Below are 22182 nucleotides of genomic sequence, written 5' to 3'. Positions count from 1 at the left end.
CCCGGCAGATAATTAACCCTTCCGCCGGGCTGCTGGCGCTATTGCTTATTTTCCAAAAAACTCTTTTTGCGCCTCTTTTTGCGCTTGCGCGCCCCAGAGCTGACTGACGCCAAAGGCTTCCGCCAGCATGCCGGCATAGGCATTATCCGGCTCAGAAACGCGGACAACCGATTTCACGCTTTTCAGCGCGGGCGCATAATGCCGCGCAATGGCATCAACGGTTTGCCATACGCCCTCCTTAAGCGTTTCCACCGGATAAACATCATTAACCAATCCAATGCGCAACGCCCGTCCTGCGTCCACCGGCGTACCGGTAAACATGATCTGGCGCGCATGGGCCTGGCCGACAAGCTTCGGCAAACGTTGGGTGCCGCCCCAGCCGGGATGATTTCCCAGCGTGATTTCCGGATTGCCGAAAGTCGCCCGGGCAGAGGCAAAACGCATATCGCAGGCCAAAGCCAGCTCAAGGCCGCCGCCGAGCGCAAACCCATCGATCATGGCGATAGTGGGTAAGGGAAACCGTTCGATATCGTCAAATATCGATTGTCCCCAGCGCATATGATTAAACGCCTGCTCCGGCGTAAACCGGGTTTGTTCTTTAATATCAGCACCGGCGCAAAAAGCTTTATCTCCGGCACCGGTGATCACCAGCGCTTTTATATCCGTCGCATCTTTTAGCTCGGCCAGGACTTTTTTTAATGACTCGAGCAGTTCCGTACTTAAGGCATTTCTTTTTTCAGGGCGATTAAGCGTCAGTAAAACAACCTGATTCTCTTTTTCCACTAGCAGCGAGCTCATATAATGGCCTCTTGATCAACCTGTTGAGAAAATTCGCTGAACAGCCGTTCATCCATGATTTTGAGTTTGGATGAAATCTCCGGCATAAAATCCATTTGACTTAAAATATCCTTTTCGAGATCGATACCCGGCGCAATTTCAATCAACATCAGCCCTTTTTCACCTAATTCAAAGACGCAACGTTCGGTGACATAAATAACCGGTTGGTGCCGTTTTCGGGCATATAACGCACTGAAAGAAATCTGTTCCAGCCGATGGACAAATTTCTTGGCGACCCCTTCCTGTTTAATATGTACGCCGTCGGCGTCAAATCCCTGGGCCTGCTTTCCGGCTTTGAATGTCCCGACGAAAACCACTCGTTTGGCCCCTTGGGAAATATTGACGAAGCCGCCGATCCCCGCCACCCTGCCGCCAAACTTGCTCACGTTGACATTGCCCTGCCCGTCGACTTCGGCAAAAGAAAGGATGGCGATATCCAAACCGCCGCCGTCGTACCAGTCAAATTGATAGCCGGCGTCAATCATGGCCCATTGATTCCGCACCATGCCGAAATCCGATCCGGTAGCGGGAATACCGCCCACATGCCCTTGCTCCAGGGTAAAGGTCACCTCATCGCCGCGGCCTTCTTCCGCCAGGATGGAAGCGACGCCGTCAGGCATGCCGTAACCGAGGTTGACAACGTCCCCTTTTATCAGGGCCTTGGCGGCACGCCGGGCGATCACCTTTCTGGCGTTCATCGGCAGCGCCGGAAAACCCCCGGAGGGAATCCTCAGCTCGCCGCACAGACTGGGATCGCTGGCGGTAGCAAAGGACAGGCGCTGCCCTGCATCCACCACCACCGCATCAACCAGCACGCCGGGAACCTTGACTTTTCTTGGATCAATACTGCCGCGCTCCGCCAGGTATTTCACCTGGGCAATCACTATCCCGCCGGAATTTTTTGCCGCCTGCGCCGCGGAGAGGGTTTCGGCAAAGAGTCCCTCTTCTTCCATGGTGATATTGCCCTCTTCATCGGCTACCGTGCCGCGAATAATGGCGACATCGATGGGGAAAGCCTTAAAGAACAGGAACTCTTCATCATTGATATTCATCAGGCTGACGTAGTCGCCCTTGGCGCGTTTGTTGATGCGGCCGCCGTCAATACGCGGATCGACAAAGGTGCCCAGACCGACCCGGCTAATCAGCCCCGGGCCATTGCCGGCAATAACGCGCAGCAGATGGGACATCACCCCCTGCGGCAGGCACCACGCCTCGATTTGCTCCGTTACGGCCAAATCCTGCATTTTCCGGCACCAGCTCCAGTGGCCGCCGATGACCTTGCTCACCAAGTGCGGATCGGCAAGATAATCTATGCCGCCGCCCTGTCCGTCTCCCATGCCGCTGGGATGGACGACCGTCAGATGCCCGGGACGGCCGGTTTTGTCGAAGTGGGCCTTTAATGCCGACAATACAAAACCAGGCTCGTTAACGCCGCCGCCCGAACCATCAATCAGCACGGTTGCACCCGGGGCTATACGGGATATTGCAACATCCGCGCTACATACTTTTGATCTGCTCATGCTCTCCTCCATTGAATGTATAATGTTATAAACTCAATACATAAAGACATCAATGGCAATGCCAATGCCGCTGTAGACAAAAATAAATTCGAAAATAGAGTTAATTATCAGTCATATGAATTTTTTAACCTGGGGAAACAGTCGAGATGGATCACACTTTTTAGGCCGTTTCCCGGCCATTAAAATGTGGATTTTGCTAGCCGATTCACGTTTTTAACGTGTTTTAAGGCCGGGTTGACGATGAGATAAAGGGTGTAAATCATGACGGGCAAAGACCAGATTGTTAAATAATGGTGTATCAGGCGCGTCAACGGCGCTTGTCCTTATCATCCCGCTTATTTTTCCTTAGGTGGAAAAATAGGCGTTGAAATGTTAAAACCAATCGGGGTGATGACCAGGTCGTCCCCCTTGCTGCAAAAGACACTATCCGCGCGCTTGCGCAATCGCCGGCATCGAACCGCCGCCATCGAACCAAAGGGCGTCATGGAACTACTCCAATCACTACGGGTTTTTGCCAGGCTGGCCGATCTCGGCAGTTTTACCAAGACGGCCAACGCCATGCAGATAAACCGCCCTCACGTCACGCATATTATCCAGGAATTGGAAGCATCGCTGGGGGTACGCCTTTTCCATCGCACCACCCGCAAGGTCATCCTTACAGCGGAGGGCGAGGCGTTTTACGGCCGCGTGACGGATATATTGAACGACATCGCCGAGGCCACCTCGCTGTTCTCGGCCAATGACGAGAACATCTGCGGACGACTGCGGATTGATCTGCCGGTGGCTTTGGCCCAATCATGCTTTATGGCCAGTCTGCGGGACTTCAACCGCACCTATCCCAATATTTCGTTGATTCTGGGAGTCACCGATCGCACCATTGATCTTATTGCCGAAGGCGTTGATTGCGTCGTCCGGCTGGGTGAACTGCCCAACACCAGCATGGTAGGACGAAGAATCGGCATGGCGCCCCTTATAACCTGCGCCTCGCCGGGTTATCTACTTGAATTCGGCAATCCGGCGACCTTGGACGAGCTTGCCCGGCACCAGGCGGTGAATTATTTCTCCGGCGCGTCGCGAAAGCCGTTGGAATGGCGTTTTCTGGTCAATGGCAAAGAGCGCGTGATTAATCTGCGCTCGGGGATTCTTGTCAATGACTCGGCGGCCTACATCGAAGCCGGTCTGGCCGGCTTCGGCATACTCCAGGCGCTGGGGGTAAGCGTTGACCATCATATTTCCAGCGGCGCCCTGGTGGAAGTGCTGCCGCAGTACCGTCCCAAACCAAGACCCATATCTGTGCTTTATCCCAGCAGGATGCATCTTGCCCCGCAGGTAAGGGCATTTGTCGATTGGGTGACGGAGTATTTCCCCGCATTGCATGGCAACTGGCTAGAGACTTAACGTGAAACGTAGAGCATTGGGCAATGGGTGTTAAGTGTTAAGCGTTAAGCGTTAAGCGTTCATCACATATTGTTTCCCCTGCACGCAACAGTCCTGTTGGGGTGCGGATATTTATCCCGCCCGCTTAAAACCGGAAGATGGTCCTCTCCAAAGCGCGGCCTTTGCCGGCGCGCATACCCGCACCCTTTTTCAACAGGAATATGCTATGAAAGCCTGGCTCTTGAAAGATTTTGGCATGGAAAATCTGCAGTTGGAGGAAATACCCACCCCGGAACCGAAAACAGGCGAACTGCTTATCAAGGTGGGCGCCGTGTCGCTGAACTATCGGGACAAGGTGATCGTTGAAGGCCTGTACGAGCCGAATATGATCCCCAAGCCATTGATTCCAGTCAGCGATGCGGCGGGGAAAGTAGCCAAGACCGGTCCGGGCGTCAGCCGGTTCAAGATTGGGGATCGCGTCAGCTCTACGCTCTATTCCAGATGGATAGATGGCGCGCCGGGCCCGAACGAGCCGGACTACTGCTTCGGCGCCCCGCTGCCCGGCGGACTGGCCGAATACATGATCATCCATGAAGAGAGCGCGGTCCTGGCGCCCGACACTCTGTCGGATGAGGAAACCGCCACGTTACCGATTGCGGCACTCACCGCATGGTTCTCTCTGATGGATGTGGGGCATTTGCAGAGGGGCCAGACGCTGCTGGTGCAAGGTACCGGAGGGGTCTCCCTATTTGCGGTGCAGATTGCAACGGCCCTCGGCGCGCGCGTTATCGCCACGTCGGGCAGAGATGAAAATCTGGCCAAGATCAGGGCGCTGGGCGCCGCCGAAGGCATCAATTATAAAAAACACCCTGATTGGGCAAAGGAAGCCCTCGCCCTTACCGGCGGCAACGGTGTCGATCTCTTACTGGACGTCGCCGGCGGCAACGGACTGAACCAGTCTGTGGCCGCCACGAAACCCGCCGGCCTGATTGCACAAATCGGCTTTTTGAGCGGCCAGACCGCGTCGCTCGATATTATGCCGCTGCTGTTCCGTCAAACGACCATTCGCGGCATCGCCGTAGGCCACCGCACATCCTTTGAGCGAATGAATATTTTCTTGAATCAGCATCAGATCAAACCGGTCATCGATAAGGTCTATCCGTTTAGCGAAGCCCGCCAAGCATATCAGCACCTTGCCCGCGGACCGTTCGGCAAAGTCGTAATCACAATTGCCGACGCCTAGCCACCCCCTGCCCGCATAGCCGGTGTAAAGACCCTGGCGCCGGCGCCGGTCCAAGCCGGCGCCAATGATCATTTCATTATAAGCATCCATCCGCTCCCCCCCTTTTGACAGATGCTTCTCCCCCGGCAGCCGGTTTCATAGCCCAGCTGCCTTGCATTGTCGCCTGGAACGAAACAGAGCGTCACTTGCCGACGAATTTATCCAGCCGCCGAAAACAGTTACCGTCTCTTAACAGAAATAATCCCTGCCAATGATTTTATATAATGGAGCACCGCTATGTTAGATTTCATCGATCCCATGAAAAGCGCACCCGGCCGGACAGAGTTTCTCAGTCCCTTCACCATTGCTATTCCCGAAGCCGTTTTAGAGGATTTGAAACGGCGTCTGGACGCGACCCGTTTACCCGAACAGGAGACGGTACCGGACGCCTCTCAGGGACCACGTCTTGCCCGGATAAAGGAACTCATCGAATACTGGAAAACCGAATACGACTGGCGCCGCGTAGAGAAACGGTTGAATCAATACCCGCAGTTCAAAACCGGCATCGACGGACTCGGCATTCACTTCCTGCATGTCCGCTCTCGCCATCCGGACGCAATGCCGCTCATTCTGACCCATGGCTGGCCGGGATCGGTTATTGAATTCCTTGATATCATTGACTCCCTGGTGGATCCCATCGCCCACGGCGGTAAGGCGGAAGATGCGTTCCATCTGGTGATTCCTTCCCTTCCCGGCTACGGTTTCTCGGACAAGCCGGAAGATAAAGGCTGGAACCGAAACCGCATCGCGAAAGCCTGGCACGCTCTGATGCGCCGGCTCGGTTACGACCAATATGTCGCCCAGGGCGGCGACTGGGGTAGCCACGTCACCATCGAGATGGCCCGCTTGCAGCTCCCAGGGCTTAAGGCCATCCATACCAACCTTCCGCTGGTAACGCCCAGAGATAAGCCAGCCTACCCTACCCCGGATGAACAGCGGGCATTCGATCAACTCGCCCGGTTCGGCACGGACGGTTCGGGCTATTATTGGCAGATGGTCACGCGGCCGCAGACCATTGGTTACGCCCTGGCCGATTCGCCGGTGGGATTGTTAAGCTGGATTTACGACAAGTTTGAGTCCTGGACGGACAGCAACGGCGATCCGGTGAGCGTATTGGGTTATGACAAAATCCTCGACGATATCACCCTGTATTGGGTCACCAATACCGGCGCCTCTTCGGCGCGCATGTACGCCGAACATCCGGACCTCGATTTTTATGCCATTCCGGTCCACATCCCGGTGGGCGTATCGGTCTTTCCGGGAGAAATCTGGACTCCCCCCGAGTCCTGGGCGCGGCAGACCTATCCCAACCTGGTCTATTGGAACAAGACGTCCCGCGGCGGCCATTTCGCAGCCTTTGAACAGCCGGTCCTTTTCGCGGATGAAGTCCGTAAGGCATTCCGCAGCATCCGCAATTAGCATTACGCCGGGGGAGGACCCAATGGGTCTGCCCCGGCCCCAGGGCAAACCTTCGCCGGATTGTCTCCCTACAGGATACAGAGCTTAGCCTAACGCGGTGTTTATCCCTCCTCCAGGCACAGATAGACTTCATTTTGTCAAAAACATTCCCCGAGAGGACTATGAAATGAAACTTTATATCGCTGACAAAACCTGCTCCGAAGCTGTGCAAATCATCGCCAATGAACTTGGTATTGCGCCTGAACTCATTCATTTTGATGTTTTCGGCAAGTCCACCTCCAATGGCGACGACTTTGCCGAATTAAACCCAATGCAATACGTTCCCCTACTGGTTCTGGACGAAGCGAAAGAGCGGCTGTCGGAAACCATCGTCGTCACCTCCTATCTGGCCGACCAGTATCCCGAAGCCGGTCTGATCCCGCCCCAGGGCACCCTGGAGCGAGTTAAGTATGACCAATTGCTGGTTTTTATCGCCACCGAGATCGCGCAAAAGCACATTCCCCTGATGCGCAAACTGATGACGGAGGCCGGTATCGCGTGGACCAGCAGCAGAATCATCGCCGCCTATCAGATCCTCGACGATCGTCTTTCCGACGGCCGCCGGTATCTCGCCGGAGACACGCTGACGGTGGCCGATGCTTATCTCTGGGCAACCTTTTGGGGCGAACGCTCCGGCATCAACGTCAGTCACCTGGCGAACGTGACGGCCTGGAAGGCGCGGATGGATGCCCATCCTTCCGTATTGAAAGCGCTGCGGGACGAGGCCGACGTGGTCAACGCCCACCGCGCCCGGATTGCTGAACAAATAGTCTGACCAGGTGTACGGGCCGGCGCGTTATAAATACGGCCGCGCCCGCACAAAGGACAAGATGATTCCGCAACCTGCTGGATCACGCTGTCAACCGCAGAACAATGAGGGATATACCATGTCATCGAGCTTAGCGTCTTCAACCGGCAAAAACGGGCTGGCGGTGCTCCTTGCCGTCTGCCTGGCGGCACTGGCGCTGCCCATAAGCTTCACCGGTGGGGCGCTTGCCGCGCATACTATTAGCATCGAATTCAAGGCAAGCGCCGCGCAGATTAACTGGATCACCAACAGTTTCATGCTTACCTTTGGCAGTTTTATGCTGCCCGCGGGTGCGCTGGCCGATGTCTACGGCAGGAAGCGCGTATTTATCGGCGGTGTCATCGTCTTCGCCATTGGCTCCCTGGCGCTCGATTTTGCCCCCGGCATTGTCACTCTCAATCTCCTGCGCGCACTGCAGGGCGCAGGCGCGGCCGCGGCGCTGGCGGGCGGCTCCGCGGCGCTGGCCCAGGAATTCACCGGACACGCGCAGACCCGCGCGTTCAGCATGATCGGCACCACCTTCGGCATCGGTCTTGCCCTCGGACCGCTCTTGTCCGGCAGCCTCATCGAACGTTTCGGCTGGCGTTCCATCTTCCTGACGGGAACGTTGCTTGATGTCATGGCATTGGCTATAGCGCTTACCGTCATGCGCGAAACCCGCAATCCGGACAGCCCGCGCTTTGACTGGCCCGGAGCGTTATCCTTTATCGCCGCGCTCGGTTTTCTGACCCTCGGCCTGAACCAGGCGCCGGAGCGCGGCTGGGCCGATCCCGCGGTGCTCGGGGCGTTTTCGCTCAGCGCGGGGGCATTGGCGGTGTTCGCCATTATCGAAACCCATATCAAACATCCGCTGCTGGAACTCTCCCTGTTCCGGTATGGCAGGTTTGTCGGCGTGCAGATACTGCCGATTGCCACCTGTTATGCCTATGTCGTCCTGCTGATCCTGCTGCCGTTGCGTTTCGTCGGGGTAGAAGGCTACAGTGAGATGGACGCCGGCCTTCTTATGCTCGCGCTTTCCGCCCCGATGCTGGCGGTGCCCGCCATTGCCGGTATGCTGGCGAAGACCATCCCGGCGAGCCGGCTGGCGGGGGGAGGACTTATCGCCGCTGCCGCGGGCCTGTTCTGGCTCAGCCAAATCGGCTCCGGCGGCCCGATGTCGGAGCTTTTCGGCCCGCTTCTGCTTATCGGCGTCGGCACCGGCTTCCCCTGGGGGCTGATGGACGGCCTTTCCGTCACCGTCGTGCCCCGCGATAAAGCCGGTATGGCCAGCGGCATCTTCAACACGACCAAGGTGGCAAGCGAAGGCATTACCCTTGCCATGGTGAACGCACTGCTCGCGTCACTGGTGCTTTTCGCCGTCAGGCAAAACATTGCCGGGGAAGGAACAGCCCAATATGTTGGAGAAGCGGCCCGCCAGCTTGCCGCGGGCAACCTTGACAAGTCCGCCGGCATGCTTGCCCCCATGGGGCGCGCGGCGCTCACCGGCGTCTATGATTCCGCGTTTTCCATGCTGTTATACGTACTGGTTACCGTTACACTGGCCGCCGCGGCGGCGGTACTTGTCCTGCTCTCCCCGAAGCGGGAAACGTCGCCGGGCAAGGATTGCGTTGTCCAGGAATAACCGTCCCTTTAACCATGGATGAGGGTATATGAGCGGCAGCTGACCATGCTGCCGGCTTTCACCGTCATGCCATTACCCATCAGATATCGATATATTGCTTTCTTAATCTTATTCGAGTTTAATTAGCATCGGACAGAAATAAGGTCGTTCGGAATCATGTCCCACGCCAAAAAATGCATTAATTTTTATTGAAATAATTAATATGTTATGTTGTTAATTCAATAATATATTTAGCAAAATATAATTGACCCAATGCTAATTATGGTGTTAACAATAGTCCATAATTAACGTCACTCATTAAGCGGTCTTCTTGCATTAATATCGAAGATATGGCTGAAAATTACCATTATACTTTCAGATATAAATACATTTTCTCAGCAGCGCTATTACTTTTGCCATAACCATTATTTTTATTATGGATAAGTTTTCTCTGACAGGGAGCGATTGTGAAAAAATCAAGGATCTAGCCTAAATAATCCGAGCGGCAGGTGAAAGTCAACGCACCCGCAGCTTGAAATATGGCGGGAAAAGGTATTTTACCGAATTATCAACTAAGGAGCGACGATGAATTTTGAAATATTCAATCCCCAGCAGGGCGTACCGGATCCCACCAAAACGCTGAAAATGTTTCCGCAATTAGCCTCATTCTATGACGCCCTCGGCAACACCCCGTTACATGAGGTACCCGGTCCCGAGGGAGGCGCCAGAATCCTGGCAAAAGTGGAATCCGCCAACCCTTTCGGCTCGGTCAAGGATCGTACGGCTTTCGGCTTGATGTGCGATGCCGTCAATCGCCACGATTTTAATCAGGGCCCGCTCAAGCTGCTGGATGCCTCCGGCGGCAACATGGGCCGGGCGCTGGCGATGCTGGGCAATCTCTGTGATATCCCCGTGCATTTGGTCATTCCCGATTCTTCACCTGATACGCTGGTGAATTGCCTGCGTGAGGCGAATGCCGAACTCACCCTGGTGGATAAGCAGCATTTTTTGTTGGGCATGATCGCCCGCGCCCAGGAAATCAAACGGCGGGATCCCAGCTGGACACTATTGTCACAACATTTGAACCTGGCCAACGTGGCGGTGCATCAGCACCAGACCGGTAAAGAGATACTGCGTCAGTTAGCAGGCGCCAGAGCCGATGGCTGGGTGGCGTCCGTGGGAACCGGCGGAACGCTATCCGGCGTATACGCAGCGCTGGCATTCGACAATCCGAACCTTAAGGTACAGGGAACCACCCCCAGCGAGATGCCTTTTGCAACCTTCGCTCCTCCCGATGGCCGGGACAAGTATGCAGGCGCCGGCGGGATGGGTTTCGGTTTTCGCCAACCGTTTATCACCCGAATGACTCCTGACGAAGTGCCGTTTTACCATGTTGGATATGAAGAAGCATTGGGCGCCATGTATGAATTTAATCATCTTACCGGCATCCGCATCGGGGCGTCATCAGCGGCGAACTGGAGGAGCGCCTATTACCTGGCTCGCGCACTGGGGCCGGACGAACGGGTGATAACCTTGTTTGCCGATGCCGGCAGCGACAGAGACCGTGAAAGAGGCGAGATGTTTTATTCCCGATTGGGGCCTGTTCATACTTAGCAGTTTGATGCCGAGGGCCGTTTGGGAAACAGGGTGTTTAAAGAAGGTCGGACCCGAAAGTCCGACCGGTACTACCAGCCCATCCATGGCATACAGCAAAATAATGAGAGTTTAGAATGGCACATCAGGCCTAAATGGTTCCTTAACAGTTCCTAATGTTTCCAACCCATTTGGCGGGTAAAAAGTCTGGTCTGGAGTGTTAACGTTAAAAGCAAAAATGCGGTAGGTTACGTCCATCACCAATGATTAAGCGCCCGTCAGGGCAATTTAGATAATCTAATGAATTTCTCGTCGTAGCTTTCAGCGTTGACGATTCCTCTCCCTTGGATTATTTGAACTGAAGCCGAGTAAATATTCACCAGCTCGTCATTTCGCCCAAACTCCAGGTATAGTCTTTCTGATATACCTGATTCTGTACTGTTTGCATAATTATAAATAGGAATGTATGAAGATGCATCTCTTGAATTAAAATTTTTCTCATAAACAAGCATCAAATTTCCTTCATCAGAAAAAGTGATCTTCTTCGGCTCGCCTAAAATTGATTTTGCCTTTTCTTTTTTATCGTTTCTAGCAAGCTCATAATAAGCGATATTCTTGTACTTTAAATAATCTTTTTCGTAATTATTTTTGTCGCTATAATTATTAGTAATTATATCATGATTTATGACCTTATCATTAGCATCGTAAGCCACGTAAAGCACACGATGTGCATAAGTGCCGCCTAACCCGTTCAAATTGCCATGATAGGTGGCGATAGATAATTTACCATCAGGGAAAGATTGAATTTTGATTGAGCGTCCAGTATCTCTTTTACCAAAAATATTATCGACCATCTGCATGGTCGATTTGTTATCAATGATTTTTAAATTTATACTGCTGTCACTTAACTGCTTATCTGCTAATATTTTATTTCCGTAAATCGAAGCCGTACAGGAAGTCAGACTCAAAGCACACAAAGATGCTGATAATAGAATATATATTTTCATTTAGTATACCATGCTATTTTAGTAACGGTGCGCTATTTTCCAAGCTATGCAAGTCAATTTATATTGACCGCGCGCATCTCAGCCTTTGATCAAACGGGATAGATTTTCAAGCAAGCAACGAACTCAGAACAATATTAATCCGTTAACCAATTAATTATTGAAGATAAAGATCATTTCGATTAAGGCGGGCCGGGACTTTTACACATACATCATTTAAACAAAAAAAGATGGTCGAACCCGAAGGCCTGACCGGTACTGCTTGGTACACTCACCGCTCTACGACCACAGCAAACGGATAAGAGTGAAATTGCATAGTCGCATGCCTGGGTTAAATGGTTCCTTAACAATTCCAAATGTTGTCAAATCCGTATGCTGGAACAATAAAATATTGCTCGCTAATGACGAACGACAGAATGAGCTTGCCGCTTTATTAACCTGATCAAAGCGACGCGCTGAAGCCTGGACAACCGGCACATGCATACTTATAGGGAGTTGGCTAAAGTTGCTGGTATCGACTCGTTATCTTACGAGACGTGTGCAAAATGCGTAAGATTCGCACTTTATGGGCTTCAATGGCATACACCATAATGAACGGAAGTCGTGGCATAACAAGTTTGCGTCGAGAGCTTTTGTTTCCCGTTTGAACTCCGCACAGCGGCGTTTTTTCGAGCAATGTTGCCATGGCGATGAACTTTTCATCCACCGAGTCGGCTATGACCATTCCGGCTTCTCGGTAAAGATAGACATAGATGGATTCTCGGTCTGCCTGCGCTTGTTTAGCCCATTGCACCACTGCTATCACAGTTTCCCCTGTATTGCGAGTTTCTTAAGTGCGTCCATTCGCGCATTCATTTCTTCATTGCTGATGAATTCGACTTGACCGGCATCATAACGGCTGAACGCGTCTTCTATCTGCTGCTCAAGCCAAAATTCATGTTGATGACTCTGATATTCCCGCTCTTCTTCTGCCAGTTCTTCCGCCCGTTGCCGCATCAGCTCCGTCAGACTCACTTTATGCCTTTCCGCCGCCTGCGTTGCCAAACGCTTGGTATCGTTATCTATACGGAAGTGGATTGTGCTCATTAAGAACCCCTCTCATGGCATCAACTATGGTGTCATTTGTGTTGTCATTATGCATGCGATCACCGTCGATGTCATCTTTATACTTTCCATCCAGCCCATATCATCTGCCGTTAAGTTGGCCGCCCTACATTGCCATTACTAGGCGACACTTCGCTGTCCATCTGAACCGCAGGATGCGTTAATGCAGGCGCCACCTATGCCAATGTCGCAAGTGCCATAAGGCACTCACCCTTAAGTCTCCTGCTTTGCCGGAGGATACTTAATAAACTCACAAATAACGACACTATAATTGTGCATCTATTGTTGCCTTTAGCTGGACACAATATATTTTCCAAAACATTGCTTCTGATGAATCTGCCTTTGCAATCAACCAGCGACTTGCACTGAAAGGATAGGGTACGATAGGCTCTCCGGTGGCATATTTGTCAGCAAAAAAACCTGCTGGCATAGTTGCGTATGTATTCTCGTGATTACAATCATAAATATATTTTGTTTTTATAGATCTGAATCTCTTACCTGCCACAATATCGTCTCTTTTTAAAGAAATCACTCTTTCCATCTGAATGACATCTTTGTTACCCTGATAATGCCATGTATCGGGTCGCTTAAAATAAGTATTATCTTTATTAGTTGACATTACTAGCTTAAAGCCTTCGGGGATAGGATCCTTATCATTAGATCCAATACACCCTGAAACTAACAATGTGAATAACAATGCTATTTTTTTATTTATCATTTCAACAGGCCCGAATCAATCAGGTCTTTCTGACTTACATTCCCCTGTAATGAACACATAATAGTCACTTGGTTACTTTGAGTTTCTTCAATAAAAAACATTTTTTCTGTCGTCTTCTCAGCTGGAGCTATTCCGTTAACAGCAGATTTGTTGTAACTCCACTCGTCACCCTCACTTTTAATCATTGGATTATAGACATAAATTTTTTCTCCTATTTTTTTTAAATCCAGAACCCCTGACAAAGCATTAATAATGGTATGTAATGGTTGATTAGAAGCAAACCCCCAGAAATAGAATTTACCTTTAACGTCCATTGGTGTTATTTCTTCGTAATCATCAAAGTTTTTATAAATTACTTTGAATTGGTTCAGTTCAACCCCTTCTGAAGATGTATGATTAACATCAAGCGAAAAATCTTTTTTCTCTTTAATATCAATTTTAAAAAACTGTTCCGGTATTATGTTTAAGGATTTATTTCGTTCCAGTTTCTCAAAAAAAGAAGCATTGCAGTCAGAGAGTGCCTCGATCACTGATTCGGACGCTAAACAACTATAACTAATACCTGAAAAAATCATTACTACGGAAATTTTACATAACATCTTCATAATCAAATCTCTTATCATACTTAATTTATACACCCTAGCGATTAACTCTATACTTTATTGAAAATATACAGAGACTCACCACAATTTGACATAATGCGAGCGAAGCTAAAAAATACTATATTTAGCTTTCCACCATATTTACTTTAAGAATTGTAGGGCTTAGTGTTACATTTACGCGCCATAGCACTTATGCTGACACCTTCTTTCAAACTCCCGAGTACCACTTTTAATTGTCCTTTATTTAGCACTGGCGGACGTCAAAATTGTTTCCTGAAAGAACTCGTCCTCGAAATCTCAGAATGTGCACGCTCAAGGAGGACGTATCAAGAGAATTCAACAACGGACGAAAACACCTGCATGACCATAGTCCCTGCCGGGCTGGTAAGTTCGACACTGCCGACCAGGCAGTGAACACGATTATTTGAGGTGAACATCTGTACACTGTTATCCTTACGTTCATGGCATTACGTCCAAGGCGGTCAAGCGTAATGACCATCAGTCACATCACCATTTCCCATGCGATCAAGCAACCAGGTAAACCCTAATCTTGATTTGGCAGCAACCAAGCTGCTGATATATTACTCGATCATCCGCAGAGCACTGACGTCAGCGTCGATCATGTCACTTTGCTAAAGAGATACCGTTCCAGCAATTATTTCTCACCCAATTTAGCCTCTAAAAGATAAATCATGGCTAAACCATATTTCCTTACTTAACGAAAACAGCATATTTTTGCTTGGCAACGCCGCGGATTAGCTAAACAAGAATATTGTCGACAGAATGGAGCAACTAAAAGAGAGCAGGTCACCCGGTAGTGGGGCCAGAACTATTGGCATTAATTAGGATCATCAATTTAAAAACAACTTCATGGGTTCTATTTTTTTAATAAACGGGTGGGACTTTGTGTATTATTGTTATTAATTTCACTGAAAAGTTATCCACTAATATTACCTAACGTTTCAGCAGCATTTTATGCTACTAGCTGTTAAAAAATATCTACAACAACTTTTCCAGTCCCCACACCCACCGCAGCCCCAACGTCAGCCACTATCATCGGCCACACCTGGCTTTCCCCTTTAATCGAACTGCCCAAGAACACACCGCCGATATTAATCGCATCTTCCGCCACAACACGCTGGTCTTGCGTTAACGCACCGGTGCCGATTGCTACCAGCGTATCGGTTTAGCTTAGAGCGAAAATCGCCGAAGCGGCGTCAGCTACATAGTCCTACTGCGCGATAAGTTGTTTGTTTGCTTCGCAGGTCGACCAGCAGTCTGATGTCTTCAGCAGCATCCGACCGTTCGCTCTCCGTAAGCTCTGCCGGACGCGTAGGCGCTTGCACCGTAGACAGCGCTTTGATGATCACCTAAGTGTAGATTTGGGCGGATTCGACGCTCGCATGACTCAGCATCCCTGTCTCCAGCGCAGGTCCGCGCCGTTTTCCAGCATCTGAGTGTCCATAGCATGGCGGAACAGATGGTTTAAAGATCCTACATTCCCGCCCTCAGTGGTGTGGGCAATAACGCCGCCGGTGCTGAGAGCTCTTCCCTGGGCCATACGCTGGCATGACGTTGTTAGGAATTGGCGGTCTGGCCGCCGTAAGAGAGATCGATGCCGATGGTGTTGTTGTTTCCCGGCGAGTCTCGACCTGGGCCGCCACGATCCTTCCACCTCTTGCCATCAAGTCAAATAATGAAGAGAGCATCACAAGGGTTTCATTCCAAAAAACCAAGGTAATTACTACAAATGGAGATAAATATACTATTGAAATAAAGAATAAAAAAACAATATTCATGTCATATTCATAAATCAATTAATGGATATTGCATAATATAATTGAGATAGGTTATTGATACACTAATCAATAATTTTTATTATGATAGCTGACGGGCTTGTTCCAATAATTTTTGGAAGACTCTCGACAATTCAAAAAATAATTTTTGTAAAAATTGACATCCATGCATTACATTAAGTAGTATTTTAAGCAATGGAACATAAATGGAGCGTCATGATTTTTCATCCTAAAAATACGGATAAACGCAATTATGGTGGTTACCATAAGTAATGAAGAACAATTATTTTTGGTGGCATTAGGGAAGCGAATTAACCGTTTACGCAAAGCTCATGGTATGACGCAAGTACAAATGGCCAAGGTGCTCAATGTTTCTCAACAGACCATTCAAGCGTGGGAGGCTGGGCGACGTAGAATACAAATACCCATACTACCGAAAGTCGCTGAAATACTCTCCGTTTCATTGGATGAATTATTTAATGAATAGCCGGCAAAAATATCGCGTAAACGTAACCCTTTGTCTAAATGGTAGCGGCAAATTGAGGCTATCGACCGCGATTACCTAAGGCCCAGCAAAAGCTGGTCACAGGTTTACACAATGCAATCTTGACACAAGCGCAGAATGAACATTAGGTACTACTAATGAAAACTAACGCGGACTGAAAGTGCAGCAACACTTACAGTCCGCTCACCAGCACCAACTATAAAGGAGTTGATCATGGCTAAGAATGATTGTAAATCAGAACCCGTCATATCCCAAGCCCTGCGCCAGAGCGTTGTGGGCTACGCCCCAGACGCCTACCGTTATCCGCAGGTCAAGCTTAAGGGCAAGTGGCTGGAGCAGGCCGGTTTTTTGACCGGCATGTCACTGGTGGTCAGGGTGATGGAGGGGTGTCTGGTCATCACCACCCAGTCCGGCTCGCGGCTAAACGAGGTGCTGCAACAGTCCGACCGGCTGTCGGCCCAGTCGCGGCTGGAGCTCGAGCAGGTGATACAGGGGCTGGCGCTCAGGGAGAAGCTGACAGAGGGAAGCCGGGCTTAGTTATCGAGCGGGCTAAAGGAGGAACCCCGGTACTGAGACCGGGGTATCGGTGTTAATCTTTAGATGAGGAGCTTTTCTCTTTTTGCTCTTTTAATTTGGATAATATCCAAATCCCTACGCTTGCCGGGATCCCAGCTGCTAATCCCGCCTTGATGGACGAAGGCCCATCTAGTCCCCAATTAAAATCGAATATACCGGTATCAAAAAATATGAAAATAGCCGCACATAAATATGCCATCAAAGAAATAATAATCATGCTCATAGAACAATAGACCATCAATAAAATCATTAAGTTAAAGCCGACTTTATGGATTTTCATTTTTTTCTTTTATCAAAAGGTTAGGACCTTGTGTCTTATTGCTAATTATTTCATTGGCAAGCGAGCCGCCAATATTTCCTAAAGTTTCAGCTACGTTTTCATTTACTATCGGCTTCATTCGATGACCTGCAGCAATTACCCCCCCAGTTGCCACACCCGCAGCAGTTCCTAACCCCGCCCCCACCATCGGCCCTACCGGATTTTCCCCTTTAATCGTACTGCCGAGATAAGCGCCACCGATGTTAATGGCCTCTTGAGCCACGATACTTCGGCCTTGCGTGACCGCACCAAGACCGGTTGCAATAAGGGCATCGGTATAACTGAACGGCTTATCGCCATTGGTCGTTAACTGCACGCCGCTATTGGCAACACCGCCGATAACGCCGCCGGTCACCACGGCGGCAGTGCCTACCGCTGCCCCCGGCCCCATCGTCACCACGCCGCTGAGCATATTGCCCCATTGTGTTAATAATGCCGTGGCGGGCTGTTCTGCCGGGAGGTCTCCTGCCGCCATACGTTGTGACGCAGCCGCTTTCTCTTCTTCCGGCATAGGGTTAAGCACATTGCCCATTTCATCGGTCAGATTGGTATTCACGTACAGGCTGCCTTGCGCATCGATAATGCTCTCCATGCCTTTGGGCAGGCTCAGAGAGTTATTCTCCACCGCATTCTTCCCTGCCTGCGCTCCTGCCACCACATCTCCCCCGCCTTTCCCTGTCAATCCGCCGGCCAAGCCGCCTACCATACTGCTCCAGGCGCTGACCGTCTCCTTCTGCTTTTCCGTCAACTGGCCCGGTTCAATGCCCGGATACAGATAGTGGGTTATTCCCTTGGCTGCCACCTCGGCGCTTAACGCTCCCGCGCCGCCCGCCAGGGCGCTGTGGCCTTGCAGATGCGACAGCATGGCTCCCGCCACCGCATGGGCGGTGATGCGCGCCGTGTCGGTGTCAAAACGCTCTTTTATCTCCGTGGCCACATAAGGCGCCGCCAATCCGGCTATCGCCTGGCCCGGATTACCGCCCGCCAGTCCCTGCGCCGCCGCAACCACCGCCGTGAGCGCCTTGTGATTGCCGCCGCCGGTGCCGAATCCCGATCCCGACAATGCCTGATTATAGGCATTGCCACGGATATAGTCCTTGATTTGCTTATCCGTTGGGGTTTCGTTGGGGTTATTACCCTTTGCCAGCGCATCACGGGCCTCCTGACGGTCCGCCTCGCTGATGTTTTCCGCCCTTTTGTTGGCGGTATTCAGGGCGCCGATAACCGCCTCGCTGAGGATGATATCCTTCACCTGTTTACGCACTGTTGGGCTGCCGGGGCTGAACGCAACCTTGGTGAGTTTGAAGCGACTTCCCATCTTGAAGAGAAGAAATGGGAAGCAGCGGATATTGTCATTACCGGCATTTTGCATATGCATGATGCCAAGCGCTGTCAGCGAGGGCGGTTACAGTATGGTGACATCCACTACCTGGGTTTTACCGATGCATTTTCCCACTCGATTGATACAACTTCGCAAAGCCGCTGACCTGACTCAACAGGCCCTGGCTGACGGGGCGTCAGTTCATGTGAACCAGATACGCCGGTATGAGGCGGGGTCTGCGCAACCCACCTTAGACGCCCTGATTCGGTTGGCTAAAGTATTGCATGTCTCTTTGGACGGTTTGGTGTTTGATGAGCACGAACGCAGCCCATCTGACGATTTAGCACTGCAGTTTGAAGCTGTTAGCGGCATGCCGGAGGAAGAGCGCCGGATTGTCCGGGCGTTATTGGATGGAATGATTTTAAAATACCAAGCTAAACAGATAACCGAGCGCGGCTAAAGCAGGCAGCAACCTGCATTAACCGCTAACCATAACAACTAGTTAGAGGTAGTTACCATGGCTGAGCAACATGATAAGTCAGAACCCGCTATATCCCAAGCCCTACGCCACAGTATTGTGGGCTACGCTCCAGACGCCTACCGTTACCCACAAGTCAAGCTGAAGGGCAAGTGGCTAGAGCAGGCTGGCTTTTTGACCGGCACGCCGCTTGCCATCAGGGTGATGGATGGCTGTCTAGTTATAACTACCCAGCCCAGCGCGCTAATGAACGAGGTGCTGCAACAGACCGACCGGCTGTCGGCCAAGTCACGGCGTGAGTTGGAACAGGTGATACAGGGGCTGGCGCTGCGCGAGAAGCTAACTAGTGAAGTAAAGCTAAGTAAGTAATTTCACTCATAAGGTAACCCCGGCAATGAGGCCGGGGTTGTCGGTATTAATTAACTAGATGGAGAACTCTTCTCTTTATTTTCTTTTAGCTTGGATAATATCCAACAACCGATCCCAAGGGGAATACCTCCGGCCACTCCTGCTTTAAACGCATAAAATGAATCTTCTTTCCAATCAAAATAGGATGCATCAAAAAATAAATAACCAATAATGAACACTATCACTTTTGTCATTAAAACAGTGACAATTGCAAGTGCAACGCAATATAAAATGAGAAAAACCAATAAATAAAACCCAACAGTTTTAGGCCTCATTTAAATCATTTCCTCTCATTTAATGTGTTTTGCATTGAATTATCTGCGGCCTCGGCACTCATTGAACCAATGACATTACCGATCATTTCCCCAGTATTTTCTGCTAAAACTGGCTTTAATTTATCAACCACAACTTTATTCGTCCCGGCCCCTACCAAAGTCCCGAAACCAGCCCCAACCATCGGCCCCACCGGGCTTTCATCCTTAATCGAACTGCCCAGGTAAGCGCCGCCGATGTTAATCGCTTCTTGCGCCATGATCCCCCGACCTTGCGTAACCGCGCCGGTACCGATGGCTATCAGCGCATCAGTATAGCTGAACGGCTTATCACCTTTGGTTGCCAACTGCACGCTACTTTGGGCCACGCCGCCGATAACGCCGCCGGTCACCACGGCGGCGGTGCCTACCGCTGCCCCCGGCCCCATCGTCACCACGCCGCTGAGCATATTGCCCCATTGCGTCAGTAATGCCGTGGCGGGCTGTTCTGCCGGGAGGTCTCCTGCCGCCATACGTTGTGACGCAGCCGCTTTCTCTTCTTCCGGCATAGGGTTAAGCACATTGCACATTTCATCGGTCAGATTGGTATTCACGTACAAGCTGCCTTGCGCATCGATAATGCTCTCCATGCCTTTGGGCAGGCTCAGAGAGTTATTCTCCACCGCATTCTTCCCTGCCTGCGCTCCGTCCACCACATCTCCCCCACCTGTCCCTGTCAATCCGCCGGCCAAGCCGCCTACCATGCTGCTCCAGGCGCTGACCGTCTCCTTCTGCTTTTCCGTCAACTGGCCCGGTTCAATGCCCGGATACAGATAGTGGGTTATTCCCTTGGCCGCCACCTCGGCGCTTAACGCGCCCGCGCCGCCCGCCAGGGCGCTGTGGCCTTGCAGATGCGACAGCATGGCGCCCGCCACCGCATGGGCGGTGATACGCGCCGTGTCGGTGTCGAAACGATCTTTTATCTCCGTGGCCACATACGGCGCCGCCAGTCCGGCGAGCGCCTGGCCCGGATTAACGCCCGCCAGTCCCTGCGCCGCCGCAACCGCCGCCGTGAGCGCCTTGAGGTTGCCGCCGCCGGTACCGAATCCCGATCCCGACAATGCCTGATTATAAGCGACGGCGCGGATATAGTCCTTGATTTGCTTATCTGTTGGGGTTTCGTTGGGGTTTTTACCCTTTGCCAGCGCATCACGGGCCTCCTGACGGTCCGCCTCGCTGGGGATGATATCCTTCACCTGTTTACGCACTATTGGGCTGCCGGGGCTGAACGCAGCCTTGGTGAGTTTGAAGCGACTTCCCATCTTGAAGAGAAGAAATGGGAAGCAGCGGATATTGTCATTGCCGGCATTTTGCATATGCATGATGCCAAGCGCTGGACGATGAAGAAATAGCCGCTAAAAACGAAATTTATAGACGCAGAACAACGGTGCGCCAACACCATTATTTTGCTAACCATAAGCAACTAAAGAGGATAGTTACCGTGACTAAGCGCGATTGTAAGTCAGAACCCGTCATATCCCAAGCCCTGGGTCGCCGCCGCTGGCCATCAGGGTGATGGAGGGCTGTTTGGTGATCACCACCCAGCCCTACGCGCTAATGAACGAAGTACTGCAACAGACCGACCGGCTGTCGGTTCAGTCGCGGCTGGATCTGGAGCAGGTGATATAGGGGGGCTGGCGCTTAGGGAGATGCTGACATAGAGAAGCCGAGTTAAGTAACCGGGTGGGCTAAAGGAGGAACCCCGGCGAAGTGGCCGGGGCTATGAACTAATAAAAATCAGGCTCTATAGACCCTGTAGATAATTCTGTGTAATTGCCACCCTATTAAATGTGGCCGTTCAGACGGTCACCGAACTCAATAATAAATCGACTCATCGCCAACCGCCAGTTTTGGATCGGCATACTCCATTTTTTCGACGCCGATCCTATCGCAAGGTAAATCACCTTCCGCACCGAATCGTCCGTTGGGAAGACTTTTCGCTTTTTTATTGCCTGACGGATTACGCTGTTGAGAGACTCTATCGCGTTAGTGGTGTAGATAGCCTTGCGGATATCGGGCGGATAAGTAAAAAAGGTATTGAGATTTCCCCAATTGGCTCGCCAGCTTTTGCTAATCTGCGGATATTTACCGTCCCAAACGTTTGCGAACGTATCCAGCGCCATCAGGGCGGCTTCTTCCGTCGGTGATTGATAGACGGCCTTTAACCCGGCAGTAACGCCCTTATAGTAGTCTTTCCACGAGACGAATTTCAGGCTGTTGCGGACCATGTGAATAATGCAAAGCTGGATATGTGTTTGCGGGTAAACGCTGTTTATCGCCTCTGGGAAGCCTTTTAAGCCATCCACGCAGGCGATAAGGATGTCTTGAAGACCGCGATTTTTCAACTCAGTCAGTACATTCCATCAGAACCGAACCGACCGTCTGAAGCCTTAACGTTAAAATCCCGGCTCAGTGGCCGGGATGTGACTAAATTAAGTTCAGGGTTATGTTTTCACATATTGCGATAATAAAAAAACCAAAGAACAAAACCGATTGGTATTCCCACTAAACTTATTTTAGAACTTAAAAATAAAATAGTGGAAATGGAATTTTTCCATTCATGCA

22 protein-coding genes and 2 pseudogenes are annotated in these 22182 nt (G+C 51.0%); 11 read left to right on the top strand and 13 right to left on the bottom strand.

What is annotated here, in order from left to right:
• Positions 1-45: 45 nt before the first annotated feature.
• Together ACL2XO_RS03365 and ACL2XO_RS03360 are read right to left on the bottom strand one after the other, a co-directional pair.
• A complete protein-coding gene (locus ACL2XO_RS03365; protein WP_132923750.1) occupies positions 46-798 on the bottom strand; it encodes an enoyl-CoA hydratase/isomerase family protein in 753 nt (250 codons plus the stop codon).
• On the bottom strand, positions 795-2357 hold the full coding sequence (locus ACL2XO_RS03360; RefSeq protein ID WP_413742185.1) for an acyl CoA:acetate/3-ketoacid CoA transferase: 1563 nt from the start codon (positions 2355-2357) through the stop codon (positions 795-797). Before ACL2XO_RS03360 ends, ACL2XO_RS03365 begins: the two co-directional genes overlap by 4 nt.
• A gap of 369 nt (positions 2358-2726) precedes the next feature.
• Here ACL2XO_RS03360 and ACL2XO_RS03355 point away from each other — a divergent pair, with 369 nt between their 5' ends.
• The 6 genes from ACL2XO_RS03355 to ACL2XO_RS03330 all read left to right on the top strand — a co-directional run bounded on the left by ACL2XO_RS03355 (position 2727) and on the right by ACL2XO_RS03330 (position 10496).
• A complete protein-coding gene (locus ACL2XO_RS03355; protein ID WP_413742184.1) occupies positions 2727-3755 on the top strand; it encodes a LysR family transcriptional regulator in 1029 nt (342 codons plus the stop codon).
• A 205-nt stretch (positions 3756-3960) separates the two neighbouring features.
• Entirely contained in the window at positions 3961-4977 is a 1017-nt protein-coding gene (locus ACL2XO_RS03350) for a zinc-dependent alcohol dehydrogenase family protein (protein WP_413742183.1), read from the top strand.
• Positions 4978-5253: 276 nt separating this feature from the next.
• Complete coding sequence (locus ACL2XO_RS03345) at positions 5254-6435, top strand: epoxide hydrolase family protein (RefSeq protein WP_413742182.1); 1182 nt, start codon at positions 5254-5256, stop codon at positions 6433-6435.
• 166 nt (positions 6436-6601) lie between these two features.
• On the top strand, positions 6602-7249 hold the full coding sequence (locus tag ACL2XO_RS03340; RefSeq protein ID WP_413742181.1) for a glutathione S-transferase family protein: 648 nt from the start codon (positions 6602-6604) through the stop codon (positions 7247-7249).
• 112 nt (positions 7250-7361) lie between these two features.
• Complete coding sequence (locus tag ACL2XO_RS03335) at positions 7362-8903, top strand: MFS transporter (RefSeq protein ID WP_413742180.1); 1542 nt, start codon at positions 7362-7364, stop codon at positions 8901-8903.
• 564 nt (positions 8904-9467) lie between these two features.
• Positions 9468-10496: a pyridoxal-phosphate dependent enzyme gene (locus tag ACL2XO_RS03330; protein ID WP_413742179.1), complete on the top strand. Its 1029-nt coding sequence runs from the start codon at positions 9468-9470 to the stop codon at positions 10494-10496.
• A gap of 257 nt (positions 10497-10753) precedes the next feature.
• Here the strand turns inward: ACL2XO_RS03330 and ACL2XO_RS03325 are convergent, their stop codons facing one another.
• From ACL2XO_RS03325 to ACL2XO_RS03300, 6 genes and pseudogenes are all read right to left on the bottom strand, one after another.
• A complete protein-coding gene (locus ACL2XO_RS03325) occupies positions 10754-11482 on the bottom strand; it encodes a hypothetical protein (protein WP_413742178.1) in 729 nt (242 codons plus the stop codon).
• A gap of 496 nt (positions 11483-11978) precedes the next feature.
• Positions 11979-12284, bottom strand: coding sequence for a type II toxin-antitoxin system RelE/ParE family toxin (locus tag ACL2XO_RS03320; RefSeq protein WP_413742177.1), 306 nt, complete (start codon positions 12282-12284; stop codon positions 11979-11981).
• Positions 12281-12565, bottom strand: a complete 285-nt coding sequence (locus ACL2XO_RS03315; RefSeq protein ID WP_413726408.1) for a damage-inducible protein J — start codon at positions 12563-12565, stop codon at positions 12281-12283. Before ACL2XO_RS03315 ends, ACL2XO_RS03320 begins: the two co-directional genes overlap by 4 nt.
• A 283-nt stretch (positions 12566-12848) precedes the next feature.
• Positions 12849-13301 (bottom strand): surface-adhesin E family protein, encoded by a 453-nt coding sequence (locus ACL2XO_RS03310; protein ID WP_413726407.1) that lies wholly within the window; start codon positions 13299-13301, stop codon positions 12849-12851.
• Positions 13298-13906 (bottom strand): hypothetical protein, encoded by a 609-nt coding sequence (locus tag ACL2XO_RS03305; RefSeq protein WP_413726406.1) that lies wholly within the window; start codon positions 13904-13906, stop codon positions 13298-13300. Before ACL2XO_RS03305 ends, ACL2XO_RS03310 begins: the two co-directional genes overlap by 4 nt.
• Before the next feature lie 1214 nt (positions 13907-15120).
• A pseudogene (locus ACL2XO_RS03300) lies at positions 15121-15389 on the bottom strand (tyrosine-type recombinase/integrase); the annotation flags it as partial.
• An 83-nt stretch (positions 15390-15472) separates the two neighbouring features.
• Between ACL2XO_RS03300 and ACL2XO_RS03295 the strand changes: the two are divergent.
• The 3 genes from ACL2XO_RS03295 to ACL2XO_RS03285 all read left to right on the top strand — a co-directional run bounded on the left by ACL2XO_RS03295 (position 15473) and on the right by ACL2XO_RS03285 (position 16741).
• The gene (locus tag ACL2XO_RS03295; protein WP_413726405.1) at positions 15473-15715 is read left to right on the top strand and encodes a hypothetical protein; all 243 of its coding nucleotides are present in this window, start codon (positions 15473-15475) and stop codon (positions 15713-15715) included.
• A gap of 237 nt (positions 15716-15952) precedes the next feature.
• Complete coding sequence (locus ACL2XO_RS03290) at positions 15953-16186, top strand: helix-turn-helix transcriptional regulator (protein ID WP_413726404.1); 234 nt, start codon at positions 15953-15955, stop codon at positions 16184-16186.
• Positions 16187-16417: 231 nt separating this feature from the next.
• Complete coding sequence (locus ACL2XO_RS03285) at positions 16418-16741, top strand: SymE family type I addiction module toxin (protein ID WP_413742176.1); 324 nt, start codon at positions 16418-16420, stop codon at positions 16739-16741.
• A 52-nt stretch (positions 16742-16793) separates the two neighbouring features.
• On the opposite strand, the gene ACL2XO_RS03280 is transcribed toward ACL2XO_RS03285, so the two are convergent.
• The gene (locus ACL2XO_RS03280; RefSeq protein ID WP_413742175.1) at positions 16794-17060 is read right to left on the bottom strand and encodes an immunity protein; all 267 of its coding nucleotides are present in this window, start codon (positions 17058-17060) and stop codon (positions 16794-16796) included.
• Complete coding sequence (locus ACL2XO_RS03275; protein ID WP_413742174.1) at positions 17047-18477, bottom strand: VENN motif pre-toxin domain-containing protein; 1431 nt, start codon at positions 18475-18477, stop codon at positions 17047-17049. The genes ACL2XO_RS03280 and ACL2XO_RS03275 overlap by 14 nt, the downstream gene beginning before the upstream one ends.
• Positions 18478-18541: 64 nt before the next feature.
• Between ACL2XO_RS03275 and ACL2XO_RS03270 the strand changes: the two genes are divergently transcribed.
• Positions 18542-18880, top strand: coding sequence for a helix-turn-helix domain-containing protein (locus ACL2XO_RS03270; protein ID WP_413743025.1), 339 nt, complete (start codon positions 18542-18544; stop codon positions 18878-18880).
• Between the two features lie 57 nt (positions 18881-18937).
• Positions 18938-19267, top strand: a complete 330-nt coding sequence (locus ACL2XO_RS03265; RefSeq protein WP_413742173.1) for a SymE family type I addiction module toxin — start codon at positions 18938-18940, stop codon at positions 19265-19267.
• A 50-nt stretch (positions 19268-19317) separates the two neighbouring features.
• Here ACL2XO_RS03265 and ACL2XO_RS03260 read toward each other — a convergent pair whose 3' ends face one another.
• The 3 genes and pseudogenes from ACL2XO_RS03260 to ACL2XO_RS03250 all read right to left on the bottom strand — a co-directional run.
• Positions 19318-19581, bottom strand: coding sequence for a hypothetical protein (locus ACL2XO_RS03260; RefSeq protein ID WP_413742172.1), 264 nt, complete (start codon positions 19579-19581; stop codon positions 19318-19320).
• Between the two features lie 5 nt (positions 19582-19586).
• A complete protein-coding gene (locus ACL2XO_RS03255; RefSeq protein WP_413742171.1) occupies positions 19587-20939 on the bottom strand; it encodes a VENN motif pre-toxin domain-containing protein in 1353 nt (450 codons plus the stop codon).
• 462 nt (positions 20940-21401) lie between these two features.
• A pseudogene (locus tag ACL2XO_RS03250) lies at positions 21402-21977 on the bottom strand (IS256 family transposase); the annotation flags it as partial.
• Positions 21978-22182 lie beyond the last annotated feature (205 nt).

It is taken from the genome of Sodalis sp. RH15 (assembly GCF_047324255.1).
Taxonomy (GTDB): domain Bacteria; phylum Pseudomonadota; class Gammaproteobacteria; order Enterobacterales; family Enterobacteriaceae; genus Acerihabitans; species Acerihabitans ligni.
The sequence above is the reverse complement of the archived record's forward strand: the minus strand, read 5'-3'. Positions and strand labels throughout refer to the sequence as shown.